Raw genomic sequence first — 14,403 nt, 5'->3', positions numbered from 1 at the left:
ATTCACAAGTGGGGGTTTCCAAGTTACCATCAGATGTGTAATTTAGTTACAGAAACATATGCCAGACACCACCTCTACCCCCGTCGCGTTGCACCCTGTTGTGGAGGCGGTGACCCGCCGTATCGTGGAGCGCAGCGCGGCCACCCGCAGCGCGTATCTGGCCCAAGTCGCGCAGATGGCTGATCGCAAGCCCGGTGCCGACCGCATGGGTTGTGCCAACGTGGCTCACGCTTTTGCCGCGATGCCCGAGGCCGACAAGACCCGCGTCACCGGACTGGACAAGCTCAAGATCGTGGCCGAGAAGGGCCCGAACATCGGCATCGTCAACGCTTATAACGACCTGCTTTCCGCCCACGCGCCCTTGCAGCATTACCCTGATCTGGTCAAGGTCGAAGCCCGCAAGCACGGCGCAACAGCCCAAGTGGCGGGCGGTGTGCCCGCCATGTGCGACGGCGTGACCCAAGGTACCGCCGGCATGGAGCTGAGCTTGTTCAGCCGCGACGCCATCGCCATGGCTACTGCCGTGTCGCTGAGCCACGATGTGTTTGACGCCGCCCTGATGCTGGGCGTGTGCGACAAGATCGTGCCCGGCTTGCTGATTGGCGCACTGCACTTCGGCCACCTGCCCACCGTGTTTGTGCCCGCCGGCCCCATGACTTCGGGCCTGCCCAACAACGAAAAAGCCAAGGTGCGCGAAAAAGCCGCCCAGGGTCTGGTCGGCCGCCCCGAGCTGCTGGCCGCCGAAAGCGCCGCCTACCACGGCGAAGGCACTTGCACCTTCTACGGCACGGCCAACAGCAACCAGATGCTGCTCGAAGCCATGGGCCTGCATGTGCCCGGCACCGCCTTCATCAACCCCGGCGACGGTGTGCGCCAGGAACTCACCCGCGAAGCCGTGCGCACCGTGCTGGGCATTACCAAGGCCAAGCGCTTCGCGCCCATCGGCGAGGTGGTGGACGAGCGCTGCATCGTGAACGCCATGGTCGCCTTATTGGCTACCGGCGGTTCGACCAACCATTTGATCCACTGGGTGGCCGTGGCCCGCGCCGCGGGCATCGTGATCGACTGGGATGACTTCTCGTCCCTGTCGGACGTGGTGCCTTTGCTGACACGCGTGTACCCCAACGGTAGCGCCGACGTGAACCAGTTCCAGGCGGCAGGCGGCCCCGGTTACGTGATTCGCGAGCTGCTGGATGCCGGCTTCATGCACGCTGATGTGTTGACCGTACGCAGCGGTGGCCTGCGTGAATACACCGCCATTCCGTCCGCCAAAGCCGATGGCGGCTTGCAGTGGGCAGATGCCGGTGCCAGCAAGGACGAGACCGTGGTGCGCCCAGCCAGCAGCCCCTTCAGCGCCAGCGGTGGCCTCAAGTTGCTCAAGGGCAACCTGGGCCGCAGCGTGATCAAGGTGTCTGCGGTGCCGGACGACCGCCACATCATTGAAGCGCCTTGCCGAGTGTTCGACTCGCAAGACGCACTGCACAAAGCCTTCAGCGCCGATGAACTCAACCACGACGTGATTTGCGTGGTGCGTTGGCAAGGCCCGCAGGCCAATGGCATGCCTGAGCTGCACAAGCTCACCCCGCCCCTGGCCGTGCTGCAAGGCAAGGGTTATCGCGTGGCGCTGGTGACGGATGGCCGCATGAGCGGCGCCTCCGGCAAAGTGCCTGCCGCCATCCACGTGTCGCCTGAGGCCGCTGCCGGTGGCCCGCTGGCCAAGGTGCGCGATGGCGACATCATCCGCCTGGACGCCAACGCCGAAACCCTGCAAGTGCTGGTGAGCGACGCCGAGTGGGCCGCACGCCCCTTGGACACCATGCCCGAAGCCCTGCGTGCTGCTAATGGCATCGGCATGGGCCGCGAACTATTTGCCAACTTCCGCCGCAATGCACTGGCCGCCGAAGAAGGCGCCTGCACCTGGTTCTGACCCCCCCCTAATAACGTCGATCTGGAACTTTTCAATGTCTAACGCTCCCGCCTTTACCGCCCTGCAAGTCATGCAGGACGCGCCCGTCATCCCCGTCATCGTGCTGAACGATGTAGCTCACGCGGTGCCTATGGCCCGCGCCCTGGTGGCCGGCGGCGTGCGCATGCTGGAAGTGACTCTGCGCACTCCCCAGGCCCTGGCCTGCATGGAAGCCATTGCCCGTGACGTGCCCGAAGCCGTGGTTGGCGCCGGCACGGTGCGCAGCAAGGCAGATGCGCAAGCCGCCGCCAACGCGGGCGCCCGCTTTGCGGTGAGCCCCGGCTACACCAGCGCCGTGGGCCAGGCTTGCCGTGATTTGGGCCTGTCCTTGTTGCCCGGTGTAGCCACCGGCAGCGAAATCATGATGGCGCAGGAAGACGGCTTCACCCAGCTCAAGTTCTTCCCCGCCATGCAAGCCGGCGGCCCCGCCATGCTCAAGGCTTGGAGCGGCCCGTTTTTTGATGTGAAGTTCTGCCCCACCGGTGGCGTGACCCTGCAAAATGCGCCCGAGTTTTTGGCCCTGCCCAACGTGGTGTGCGTTGGCGGCTCGTGGATCGTGCCGGCCGACGCCATGGCCAAGGGCGAGTGGGACAAGATCACCCAGCTGGCCAAAGACACACAGGCGCTGCGCAAGTAAGGCGCACGGTGGTTGAAAGAAAAAAGGGCGCTGCGGCGCCCTTTTTTATTGCGCGGGTAGCTATGAAGTTTGTAGCGAAATGCATCGCCATGGAGAAATGAAAATCCCCAAGAATCATGTGGGGTAATCAAATGTTGACGTCAGAAATCATTTGAATACAATTGAATTCATTCATTTTCAACGGAGCTCAACATGGTTCCTGTATCCGGGCGATTGCCTGATGACTTGTACGCGTGGCTTGCTGGTCTGACGCTGGAGGGGGCTTCCACAGTGAGCGACAAAATGCGCGTGGCGGTAGCCAGCCTCAAACGAATGCAAGACGGTGACGGTGACTACATCGGCGCCCTGTCGATGTACCGCGATCTGGGTCGGGGCACACGTGAACACATTGCTGCGTTGGAGCAGCACACCGGGCAACACTCCGAAGTGTTGGCTGCGTTGATGGAGCATCTTCCTGCGCTGATTGCCGGGCTGCATTCCGCGCAGCCCAACAGTCTGGCGGAGGCCAAGCGCCTGGAGTCTGTGCTGGTCAAGCGCACCATGCAGTTGGCCGAAACTTTGCTCCGGCAGGCGGTGACAACTCAGGCAGCCGCTTATGACCCCCAGGTGATACAGCAGAACTCCGGGCGGCTGCTGGAGCTTGCCCGCCTGATTCCACAGCCGAACACTTCAAGCACTTGATCAAGGAGGACGTATGTCACAAAACCTGAGTAGCCGTGTAGCCAAAGTAATCGCCGCGAGCGCCCACAATCTGTTAGACAAATGGGAGGACGCCAACCCGGTAGCCATGCTGGATCAAGCAACCCGTGAGCTGGATCAAGTTACCTCGGAGGTCCGGACTGAGCTGGGGGTAGCAGTCGCCAACCGGCATCTGACCCAACAGCAGCATGTGCGTTTGAATCATGAGCACACTGAGCTGGCTGAGCATATCGGCGCGGCCATCACCGCAGGCAAGGACGAGCTCGCCAAGGCAGCACTGGCACGTCAATTGGATATTGAAGCCCAACTGCCCATTCTTGAGGCCAGTCTGGTTAATCTGGGCAATGAGGAGAAAGAGCTGTCTGCCTTTGTAGAAGCTCTGATGGGCAAGAAGCGGGAGATGCAACGCGTGATCATGGACTTTGAGGCTTCGCGTCAGGAGGCACGTTCTGCGACAGGCAACCGTGCAGTGAAAACTTTGCATACCCAGGCGCGTGTACAGGCTGCACAAGATGCATTTGACCGCACCATCTTGCGGCAAACAGGCGTTGAGGGTTTAACCCGAGGCGCTACGCTGGAGCAGTCCTCGAAATTGAAAGAACTCGGTGATATGGTGCGGGACAACAAAATCAACGAGCGACTCGCGGCCTTGAAAGCCGCGCAATAAGCAAGAAGGGGAGGAGCATGAGCATATTGACTGCGCCCGAAACCTGGCCATTTGCTGCAGCATTGGTCACGGTAGTCGGTCTTGGGGTCCTGGAAGGACTGGGCATGCTGTTTGCCACCAGTCCGTCTTTGTGGGTCGACAACCTGGTGCCGGATGCACCTGATGGTGCTGAGGGTGTGCTGGGGTGGCTGCACTGGGGGCGCGTGCCGCTGCTGGTTCTGCTGATTCTTTTTTTGGCGGGATTCTCTCTCGCGGGATATGTCGTTCAGTCCACTGCCGTGGCAATGTGGGGTTCCGCGTTGCCAGCGTGGCTTGCATCCATCCCTGCCGTGTTTGTTGGCATGTCTACCTTGCGCGGCGTTGGGGGTTTTGCGGCCCGATATGCGCCGCGTGATGAAACCACTGCTGTTAGCGAGCAAAGTTTGATCGGGCGAGCCGGTGTTGTGGCGCGCGGAGTAGCCCGACGTGGCATGGCTGCCGAAGCAAAAGTACGAGACACCCACGGCTACGTCCACTATGTCATGGTGGAGCCTGATCTGGACGACGTGGTGTTTGATGAGGGCGCTGACATTGTGCTGGTGAGAAAGATCAGCAGGGGTTTCACCTGCATTGCCAACCCCCATCCCCAATTACTTTAACGAGAGAAACAGAGAGACCTATGAACTTTGATCTGCTTATCAATACGGCGTTGCCCGCAGGTATTGTCCTGATTGCCTTGGTCGTGGTGGGTATTGTGTTTGCCCGGCTTTACAACCGTGCCACCAAAGAAACAGCTTTTGTGCGTACAGGCTTGGGTGGCCAGAAAGTCATCATGGATGGCGGTGCCATCGTGTTGCCGATATTTCACGAGACGATACCCGTGAACATGAATACCTTGAAACTGGAAGTGTCCCGCAAGAACGAACACAGTCTCATTACCTTGGACCGCATGCGGGTGGACGTGGCCGCGGCGTTCTTTGTGCGTGTCAAGCAACTTTCTGAATCGGTGAGTACTGCCGCCCAGACTTTAGGTCGCAAGACTATGGCGCCTGAAGAGCTCAAGTTGCTCGTGGAAGATAAGTTTGTGGATGCTTTGCGCGCGACGGCGGCCACCATGAGCATGCAGGAGTTGCAAGACAAACGACGTGATTTCGTACAAGCCGTTCAAAACGCAGTTGCCGAAGACCTGGAGAAAAACGGTCTTGAACTGGAGTCCGTCTCGTTGACCAATATGGACCAAACTGCCAAGAATTTCTTCAATCCCAACAATGCGTTTGATGCCGAAGGTTTGACTCGCTTGACTGAAGAAACAGAGGCCCGCCGCAAGCAGCGCAACGACATAGAGCAGGATACAGAGGTTCAGGTGCGGACCAAGAACCTGGAAGCGGAACGCCAAAAGCTGGACATCACCAAGCAGCAGGAATTCGCAGTGCTGACCCAACAGCAGCAGATTTCTAATGCCAAGGCGGTGCAGGTTGCAGAAATCGCCAAGATTGAGGCTGAACGCCACCGCGAAGCGGAAGAAGTGCGCATCAACGCCGAACGTCTGGTCAAGGAAAAGCGAATCGAAGCGGACCGAACAGTGAACAGCGCCGAGATTGACAAAAATCTGGTGATTCAAAAGAAGCAGATCGAGTCAGAGCGCGAAACCAAGATCAAACAAGCCGAGCAACGCCAAGCGGTGGAGCTGGCCAACCAGGATGCAGCTATTGCCATTGCACGCAAATCGCAAGAGCAATCCGAAGCGGACGCTACGGCGAACACGGCCCTGTCTGAAGCGGTCAAGTCAGAGGAGTTGGTGAACACTGCCCGTGAAATTGCCATCGCGGAGCGGAACAAATCCATCCAGCTGATTGACGCGACCAAGGTTGCTGAGCAGCAGGCGATTGGCGTTAAGGTGGCGGCACAGGCTGAGCGGGAAGCCGCCGAGAACCGGGCCGCAGCCATCAAAGTGGAAGCTGATGCGCAGAGGGCTGCCTCATTGGCGGAGGCAGAAGGTATCGCGGCCATCAACGAGGCGAAGAACCGTTTGGGCGCCGCGCAAATTGATTTGGCCGTGCGCATGCAACTCATCCAGGCCTTGCCGCAAATCATCGACAGCGCATCGAAACCGTTGGAAAAGATTGATTCCATCCGGTTGTTTCAGGTGAATGGCATGCCCATGGGGGGCAACACCGGAGGTGGCGAGTCCTGTGGATCCGGAGGCGCTACCCTGCCTGAACAAGTGGTGAATTCAGCGCTGAACTATCAGGTAGCCAAACCTATTGTGGATGCCATCATGAAGGACGCAGGTTTGAACAATCCATCGCTTACCGGGATTGCGCAGACCATCGCGGGCATGGTTACGGCCGCTCCAGTCGCGGTGTCAACTGATGGTGTAACTTCCGCCTAAAGATAGATGAGAAAGGGCGCGCCGGCGCCCATTTTCATTGCGCGGGCAGCTATGAAATGTGCAGCGAATCTGCCGCGATTACTTTCCCTGGCAGCCAGGGTGGCGCACATGTCGACAGCCTAACTATTGGTTTCTACGCGACAGGACCACGAAATGGAATCCATAGATCACCGTTCTGATATCCGCAGCCACTTCATCGCTGCATCGCCATCCACTGTATTCGCCGCCATGAGCGGCCCTGATCGGGTGGCACGTTGGTGGGGCCCGGATGGCTTCAGCAGCACCATGCACACATTTGATTTCCAGCCCGGGGGCAGCTGGGTGCTGACCATGCATGCGCCGGACGGGACGGACTATCCGAATGAAAGCCGGTTTTCCAGGATCGTGCTGGATGCTTTGTGGGAGATAGAGCACCTGAACGGCCACCGTTTCACATTGACGCTGGAGCTCAAGCCCTCAGGCGAAGGTACCGAAGTGTGCTGGCGGCAGACCTTTGACACCGTAGAGCATTACCAAGCCCTGGCCACCTTTGTGGCTGCGGCCAACCAGCAGAATCTGGAGCGATTGGCCGCCGAGGTACTGCGTTAACGCAGGCCTACACCTGCTTCTCTTGGTGCTTTTTGGATCAGTTCGATCTTGTAGCCGTCCGGATCGGTTACGAAGGCGATCACTGTGCTGCCGCCTTTGACGGGGCCAGCCTCGCGGGTCACGTTGCCGCCGGCGGCTTTGATTTTCTCCACGGCGGCATAGGCGTCGGGCACGCCCAGGGCGATGTGGCCGTAGGCGGTGCCCAGTTCGTAGCTTTCGGTGCCCCAGTTGTAGGTGAGCTCGATCTCAGCCTGAGCGGGGTTGCCGCCATCGAATCCGAGGAAGGCGAGGCTGTATTTGTATTCCGGGTTCTCCGAGGTGCGCAGCAATTGCATGCCTAGCACTTGGGTGTAGAAATCGATGGAGCGTTGAAGGTTGCCAACGCGCAGCATGGTGTGGAGGAATTGCATGCGGCAAATTGTGCATCAGGGCCTTTGCCCTGTCTGTGCATGGTGAATAATCCCGCCAACTTTCAAAGGCCCACAATGAGCACATTCACTCAAGTCATTCTGTACACCGACACCGACGGCTTCGCCAAGTTCCGTGAGGAGCCGATTCCTTTGAACGAGGGCAATCCGCAGTCCATGCTCTCAGAAGTGTTTGCGTCGGGCGGCTACCAGTTGCGCACCAGCCCGGTGGGCTTTCGCAGCCAGTTCCATTGCTCGGGGCACACCCAGTGGTGCTTTATTTTGCAAGGGCAGATGGAGATCGGGGTGCACGGCAGTTCGCGCGTGTTTGGGCCCGGCCAGCACTTTTACTCGGCAGATTTGCTGCCCGAAGGCGCCACGTTTGACCCGGCCATCCATGGCCACTGGAGCCGCCAAGTGGGTGACCAGCCTTTGGTCACCCTGTTTGTGCGGGGCTAAGTCGCAGCGGTGCGGGTTGCCGCGCCCTGCAAGGCACCCGACAAAATGAGTTGCACACCAGGTTGCCCAGCTTTGACAGCCTGCACCAAGCCAGCAGCCACGTCTTCGGCTTGCACGGGCAGGTAGTTGGCAGGAATGAGTGGCTTGAGCAGTTTGCTGACCACCAGGCCGATACGCTCGCCGGGTCGCTCGGGTTGGTTCAGCGGGCCGCGATCACCCACCAAGAGGGAAGGGCGCACGATGCTGACACTTGTGTAGCCCAGCTGTGCAATCGCATCTTCCACTTCGCCTTTGACGCGGTTGTAGAAAACGCCAGACTTGGCATCCGCGCCCATGGCGCTGACCACTCCTAATTTCGTAGCGCCCTGCGCACGTCCCATCTGCGCTACAGCCATAACGGCGTCATAGTCCACCGCGCGGAACGCGGCCTGGCTGCCGGCCACCTTGATGGTCGTGCCCAGACAAACAAAAACATCGTCGATTTGCGGCAGCTCAGGGAGCGCCGCAAAGTCGACGATGTGTTGGGTCAGCTTAGTGTGGGTCAAGGGCAGCGTGCGCCGCCCCAGACTGTGTACCGCGCTGGTGTGTTTATCGGCTAGAAGAGCCGCCAGGACCGCGCGGCCCACGAGGCCCGTTGCCCCCGCGACCACCGCCACCCGGGCGTCCACCGCCGCCGAAGCCGCCACCGCCACCACCGTATCCGCCGCCATTTCCACCTCCACTGCGGCCACCGCCGCCAAAGCCACCGCCACCACCGCGGCGGGCGCCACGGCCAGCCATCATATCGACGCTGGTGCGCATGGGGTCAGGTTGCGCGGTGGATGGACGCGGAGCGCGACCTTCGTGGGTGAAGCCTGCAGGCGGCTGGAACTCGGCGCTGCCGCCTTCACGGCGCGGGCCACGGCCTTGTGCGGGACGCGGGCCTTGCGAGCGGGGGGGCTGGAATTCACCACCGCGATCAGGGCCTCGGCCGCTGCCGACATTGCCACCACCATTGCCACGGGCACCTTGACCACCGCGGCCACCGCCGTTACCGCCACCACCCGCGCCAGCATTGCCACCGCGACCACCGCCGTGGCCGGCTTTGTTGTCACGCACGCGTTGCAGCATTTCGGTGCGGGCGGCCTTGGCGGCTGCCTGCATCACGTCACGGCTGGGTGGCTTGCCTGCGCCGCCCCAGATGGTCTGGCGGCCCATGGCGATAGGCTCGGCCTTTTCACCCGGCTCGGGGGCAAATCCCTCGACCAACTTGACTTCGATTTTTTGCTTGGTGAAGCGCTCGATGTCCTGCATGAAGCCTTCTTCGTCCAGGCACACCAGGTTCACAGCGGCGCCATCGGCACCGGCACGACCCGTGCGGCCGATGCGGTGGACATAGTCTTCGCTCACGTTCGGGATTTCGTAGTTCACCACGTGCGGCAGGTCGTCAATGTCGATACCGCGGGCAGCAATGTCGGTGGCCACCAAGGCGCGCACATCGCCGCTCTTGAAGCCGGACAGGGCCTGGGTACGGGCGGCTTGGCTCTTGTTGCCGTGCAGCGCCATGGCAGTGATGCCGTTTTTTTCCAGAAACTCAGCCACGTTGTTGGCACCGAACTTGGTACGGGTGAACACCAGCACCTGGCTCCAGTTTTGCTCGTTGATGATGTGGGCGAGCAATGCCTTTTTCTTGCCGCGGCCCACGGGGTGGATCACTTGGGTGATGCGCTGCACCGTGGTGTTGCGCGGAGTGACTTGCACGCTTTGCGGGTTCTTGAGCAGGCCGTTGGCCAGCTCGCGGATTTCGTCGCTGAAGGTCGCAGAGAACAGCAGGCTTTGCTTTTCTTTGGGCACCAGGGCCAGCACTTTTTTCACGTCATGGATGAAGCCCATGTCCAACATGCGGTCGGCTTCGTCCAGCACCAGCATTTGCACTTGGCCCAGGTCCAACATGCCTTGTTGGGCCAAATCCAGCAGACGGCCAGGAGTGGCCACCAGAATGTCGACGCCCTTTTTTACTTTGGAAATCTGCGGGTTCATCCCTACGCCGCCGAACACGACGGTGGAGCTGAGTTGCAAGTATTTGCCGTACTGGCGCACCGACTCTTCTACTTGGGCGGCGAGTTCGCGGGTGGGGGTCAGCACAAGGGCGCGGATGCCGGTGCCGCCGAATTTGTTCTGCGCGCTGCGGCTCATGGAGAGGCGGTGCAGCAGGGGCAGGGTGAATGCAGCGGTCTTGCCGGTACCTGTCTGGGCGCCGCCCAGCAGGTCGTGGCCTTCGAGTACCAATGGAATGGCTTGCGCCTGGATGGCGGTGGGCGTTTCGTAACCCTGCTCACGCACGGCCTTCACAATGGCAGGTGCCAGCTTCAATTCTTCAAAGTTCATGGATAAATGCGTCCGTCCTGGACGCTTGGGAATCGGCCGTTCTGCTGGCACGCGGCACAGCAGTCAGTCAAAGGCAGATGGATTCAAAAGTGGGACGCCCTTGTCACGTGGGGTCCCCAGCAAGGTGCTGGTATTGCAGGCAACTGAAAAGCTGCAATGGACCGTATTGTCGCACGCTTGGCCGAATGTCCGGAAAACGACACAAAGTGTCCGCCGCGTTTACTGACGGGTAACAAACTGTCAATACACTGGTGCTGCCCGTTCGAGGCGATGAAAATAAGCCCACGATGAAGAAATACCTGTTGCGACGCTTGGGCGTGGCCCACGAGCCCGGCGATGACAAGCCGTCTTTATCCACGTGTATTGAGGCGGTGCTTGAGCAAAGCGATGCTTTGCTGGAGGACGTGCTGGAAGGTTTGCAACTTATGTTGGCGGTGGCCGGTGGCAACACCTTGCACGCCCGTTTGCACCCGGTTCGCCAAGCTGCGGTAGACCGGCTGAACGCCCAGTGCGCCGAAGCCAAGGCGGTGTTCCGTGTTGAGCTGCGTAGCGCGGTGTACGGAGGGGGCTCCTTCCGCAAGCCCCAGATCAGTCAAGTTCGTTTTGATGACTTCCAGTTTTTGGAAGAAGAACAAATTGACGCCAACATCGAACTGGCGGTCACGGAGCAAGAGGTAAATCGCTCGGTGGAGGCCGTACTGCCGGCGCTCAATGCATTGGTGAGCAGCCTGATGGGCTGGGCCAGCGTGCAGGCGCATCTGAATCCGCTGAAGCCGGAGGCTTTTGTGCATGCCCTGAGAGAGGCATTCGGACAGGTCTTGCCGGATGACGAAACCCGATCGGCTGTTATGGCCCCTGCTGCCGGCATCCTGGGTGCGGCGCTGAATAATATGTACAAGGAGCTGGTGGAGTGGCTCAAGTCCCACGGTGTGGAGCCCGTAGCTGCCTACGCGCCGTCGTCCAATCCTTTTGGTGCTCCGGCGAAGCCGGTCGAAACAGCGGTCACCCGCAGTCTGTTGACCCTGGATAAGCTCCGTCGCTTGCTGTCTGGAGAGTTGGACCCGCGCCCCATGGTGGCAGGAAATGCCGACTTCACCCATACCGTGCCTGCCTCATTTGTGGCGCTGGAAGATATGAAGCTGGTGGAGCCCATGCTCAAGCGTTTGTCGCAACGCGCAAGTCGTGTGGATTCAGACAGCGGAAAGACGTTGGCGACCACCTCCCGAGCCAAAGTCGAAGCACTTCAAGGCAAGGCACTGGGCAAAGAGCTGGGCGAGGAAGTGGTGCGACTCATGTTGGAAAACCTGATGCAGGACCGACGTTTGCTCGAAGGCGTACGGCAATCGGTCGTGAACATGGAGCCTGTATTGCAGCGCCTCTCCGCCCATGACCCGCGGTTCTTTGCCGATCGAAAGCACCCCGCGCGTGTTTTTCTGGACCGCATGACTCACCGCAGTTTGGCGTTTCAGTCAGAGGACGATGCGGGCTATTTTCACTTTCAGAAGACGCTGGACAACGCCATCAGCGTGCTGGCCGGCGGCGGGGGCGACGCCAAGGCCTTTGAACGTATGGTCCGCAAGCTGGAAGAGGGCTGGGCCCAGGAGGACCAGCAGCAGAAGCAATTGGCTGCAGAGGCTGCTCGGGGACTGATGCACGCCGAGCAGCGAAATATGTTGGCCCAGCGCTTGGCTCAGGAGTTCGCGCAACGCATGACCTTCAAGAATGCACCGGAGATCGTGCTGGCATTTTTGCGGGGACCCTGGGCGCAGGTGGTGGCCGAATATCAACTGAAGTTTGCTGATGGCACCGACGATTCTGAAGGGTACCTGGCGTTGGTGGACGACCTCATCTGGAGCGTGCAACCGCGACTGGTGCGAAAAAACCGGCCACGTTTGGTCGGGTTGGTCCCCCAGATGCTGCTCAAAATTCGTCAGGGCTTGTTGCTGGTGGACTACCCCGAAGAACGGATTCCCCCGTTTTTCGATGCTTTGATTGACATCCACGAACAAGCCTTTGACAACGCCAAATACGTAGCTCAACGAGATGCGCCGACCACCGCACCAGAGGCGGTGGAAGCTGCAGCCGAAATGACGGACGACGAGCTCTGGATAGCCGAAATGGAGGCCCAGGATTCGGGATTTCTCACGCACATGCAGATGCCCAAGCCTGCGACGGCAGACGTTCCTGAGGTGTCGGACCCGGAGCTCCAGAATGCCTGGGGTGCAGAAAACTTACGTACAGGTTCTTGGGTAGACCTCGCGTTGGGAGGCGAGTGGGTGCGGGCACAGTTGTCCTGGGCCAGTCCTCACCGGACCTTGTTCATGTTCATGTCAAGCGGAGGTATGGCGCATTCCATGTCACGCCGGACTATGGACAGACTTCGCGGCTTGGGATTGATCCGCTTGGTCTCTGACGGTCATGTGATGGATAACGCATTGGATGCGGTTGCCCGTGAAGCTTTGTTGAATGACGTGAAAAACGCGTTCGATGGCCCTCCAGTGGCCAACAAATAAGGGGAAGACGGCCGAGCAGTCGATAATATGGTTTTACCGCTGAATAACCAGAATCGCAATGGCCCAATACGTTTTCTCCATGAACCGCGTCGGCAAGATCGTGCCCCCCAAGCGGCACATTCTTAAAGACATCTCCCTTTCCTTTTTTCCCGGTGCCAAGATCGGCGTCTTGGGTACTAACGGTTCCGGCAAATCCACCCTGCTCAAGATCATGGCGGGTGTGGACAAGGAAATTGAGGGCGAAGCCATTCCCATGGCCGGCTTGAATATCGGTTATCTGCCCCAGGAACCCCAACTCGATCCGAGCCACACTGTGCGTGAAGCTGTCGAAAGCGGCATGGGCAAGGTGTTTTCTGCCAAAGCCCGCCTTGAAGAGGTGTATGCGGCTTACGGTGCGGAAGACGCCGACTTTGACGCATTGGCCGCTGAACAGGCCGAGCTCGAAGCCATCATCGCAACCGCTGGCACGGACTCTGAGCATCAATTGGAAATTGCTGCTGACGCCCTGCGTCTGCCCCCATGGGATGCCAACATCGGCGTCCTGTCCGGCGGTGAAAAGCGCCGCGTGGCTCTGTGCCGGCTGTTGCTCTCCAAGCCTGACATGTTGCTGCTCGACGAACCCACCAACCACTTGGACGCCGAATCGGTGGACTGGTTGGAGCAGTTTCTGCAACGCTATTCCGGCACAGTGGTCGCTATTACCCACGATCGCTACTTCCTGGACAACGCGGCGGAGTGGATTTTGGAATTGGACCGTGGCTCCGGCATTCCATACAAGGGCAACTATTCCGATTGGCTGACCCAAAAGGGCGCCCGCCTGGAAGCCGAACAAAAAGGCGAAGAAGCCCGTGCCAAAGCCTTGAAGAAGGAATTGGAGTGGTCCCGTCAGAACCCCAAGGCCCGCCAAGCGAAAAGCAAGGCCCGTCTGGCCCGCTTTGAAGAATTGAGTGACTACGAATACCAGAAGCGCAACGAGACCAACGAGATCTTTATTCCCGTGGCGGACCGCTTGGGTAGCCAAGTGATTGAGTTCAAGGGCGTGAGCAAGTCTTTTGGCGACCGCGTGCTGATCGACAACCTGAGCTTCAACATCCCTGCCGGCGCGATTGTCGGCATCATCGGCCCCAACGGCGCCGGTAAATCGACATTGTTCAAGCTGATCGCAGGCCGTGAAAAGCCGGACTCGGGTGAAGTCGTTATCGGCTCTACGGTCAAGATGGCATTTGTCGACCAGCACCGGGACGCATTGTCGGATGACAAGACCGTCTGGGAAGATGTTTCCGGTGGCCTCGACATCCTGAACGTGGGCAAGTTCCAGATGGCCAGCCGCGCCTATTGCGGTCGATTCAACTTCAACGGCGGCGACCAGCAGAAGAAAGTGGGCATGTTGTCAGGTGGTGAGCGAGGTCGGTTGCACTTGGCAAAGACTTTGATCGCAGGCGGCAATGTGCTGATGCTGGATGAACCGTCCAACGATCTGGACGTGGAAACCCTGCGTGCCCTGGAAGATGCGCTGCTCGAATTCGCCGGGACCATGCTGGTGATTTCTCACGATCGCTGGTTCCTGGACCGTATCGCGACTCACATCCTCGCTGCCGAAGGTGACAGCCAGTGGACCTTCTTTGATGGCAACTACCAAGAGTACGAAGCCGACAAGAAGAAGCGTCTGGGCGAAGAGGGTGCCAAACCCAAGCGCGTGCGTTATAAAGCCCTGAAGTAAACCGCCGGC

13 protein-coding genes are annotated in these 14,403 nt (G+C 59.6%); 10 read left to right on the top strand and 3 right to left on the bottom strand.

The annotated features are described in order from the left end of the window. The first annotated feature begins 58 nt into the window (after positions 1-58). From edd to AEP_RS06640, 7 genes are all read left to right on the top strand, one after another. A complete protein-coding gene (gene edd / locus AEP_RS06670) occupies positions 59-1,927 on the top strand; it encodes a phosphogluconate dehydratase (RefSeq protein WP_087494666.1) in 1,869 nt (622 codons plus the stop codon). A gap of 34 nt (positions 1,928-1,961) precedes the next feature. Further along, entirely contained in the window at positions 1,962-2,603 is a 642-nt protein-coding gene (gene eda, locus AEP_RS06665; protein ID WP_087494665.1) for a bifunctional 4-hydroxy-2-oxoglutarate aldolase/2-dehydro-3-deoxy-phosphogluconate aldolase, read from the top strand. Between the two features lie 192 nt (positions 2,604-2,795). After that, positions 2,796-3,284, top strand: coding sequence for a hypothetical protein (locus AEP_RS06660; RefSeq protein WP_087494664.1), 489 nt, complete (start codon positions 2,796-2,798; stop codon positions 3,282-3,284). Between the two features lie 13 nt (positions 3,285-3,297). Next, positions 3,298-3,969, top strand: coding sequence for a PspA/IM30 family protein (locus AEP_RS06655; protein WP_087494663.1), 672 nt, complete (start codon positions 3,298-3,300; stop codon positions 3,967-3,969). Between the two features lie 17 nt (positions 3,970-3,986). Then, the gene (locus AEP_RS06650; RefSeq protein ID WP_087494662.1) at positions 3,987-4,607 is read left to right on the top strand and encodes a YqiJ family protein; all 621 of its coding nucleotides are present in this window, start codon (positions 3,987-3,989) and stop codon (positions 4,605-4,607) included. A gap of 20 nt (positions 4,608-4,627) precedes the next feature. Further along, positions 4,628-6,340: a flotillin family protein gene (locus tag AEP_RS06645; RefSeq protein WP_087494661.1), complete on the top strand. Its 1,713-nt coding sequence runs from the start codon at positions 4,628-4,630 to the stop codon at positions 6,338-6,340. A gap of 153 nt (positions 6,341-6,493) precedes the next feature. Continuing rightward, positions 6,494-6,928, top strand: coding sequence for an SRPBCC domain-containing protein (locus AEP_RS06640; protein WP_087494660.1), 435 nt, complete (start codon positions 6,494-6,496; stop codon positions 6,926-6,928). Here the strand turns inward: AEP_RS06640 and gloA are convergent. Next, on the bottom strand, positions 6,925-7,338 hold the full coding sequence (gene gloA / locus AEP_RS06635) for a lactoylglutathione lyase (RefSeq protein ID WP_087494659.1): 414 nt from the start codon (positions 7,336-7,338) through the stop codon (positions 6,925-6,927). The two genes, AEP_RS06640 and gloA, sit on opposite strands and share 4 nt — an antisense overlap. A 75-nt stretch (positions 7,339-7,413) precedes the next feature. Here gloA and AEP_RS06630 point away from each other — a divergent pair, with 75 nt between their 5' ends. Further along, the gene (locus tag AEP_RS06630) at positions 7,414-7,794 is read left to right on the top strand and encodes a hypothetical protein (protein WP_087494658.1); all 381 of its coding nucleotides are present in this window, start codon (positions 7,414-7,416) and stop codon (positions 7,792-7,794) included. Here AEP_RS06630 and AEP_RS06625 read toward each other — a convergent pair. Then, a complete protein-coding gene (locus AEP_RS06625) occupies positions 7,791-8,339 on the bottom strand; it encodes an epimerase (RefSeq protein WP_232459950.1) in 549 nt (182 codons plus the stop codon). The genes AEP_RS06630 and AEP_RS06625 overlap by 4 nt on opposite strands. 43 nt (positions 8,340-8,382) lie before the next feature. Then, on the bottom strand, positions 8,383-10,161 hold the full coding sequence (locus tag AEP_RS06620) for a DEAD/DEAH box helicase (protein WP_087494657.1): 1,779 nt from the start codon (positions 10,159-10,161) through the stop codon (positions 8,383-8,385). A 287-nt stretch (positions 10,162-10,448) separates the two neighbouring features. On the opposite strand from AEP_RS06620, the gene AEP_RS06615 reads away from it, so the two are divergent. Both AEP_RS06615 and ettA read left to right on the top strand, forming a co-directional pair. After that, on the top strand, positions 10,449-12,674 hold the full coding sequence (locus AEP_RS06615) for a DUF1631 family protein (protein WP_087494656.1): 2,226 nt from the start codon (positions 10,449-10,451) through the stop codon (positions 12,672-12,674). Positions 12,675-12,732: 58 nt separating this feature from the next. Next, on the top strand, positions 12,733-14,394 hold the full coding sequence (gene ettA, locus AEP_RS06610; protein WP_087494655.1) for an energy-dependent translational throttle protein EttA: 1,662 nt from the start codon (positions 12,733-12,735) through the stop codon (positions 14,392-14,394). The last annotated feature ends 9 nt before the right edge of the window (positions 14,395-14,403 follow it).

This window comes from Curvibacter sp. AEP1-3, from assembly GCF_002163715.1.
Classification (GTDB): domain Bacteria; phylum Pseudomonadota; class Gammaproteobacteria; order Burkholderiales; family Burkholderiaceae_C; genus Allorhodoferax.
Note: the sequence above shows the minus strand (reverse complement) of the source record. Positions and strands in the feature narration are given on the sequence as shown.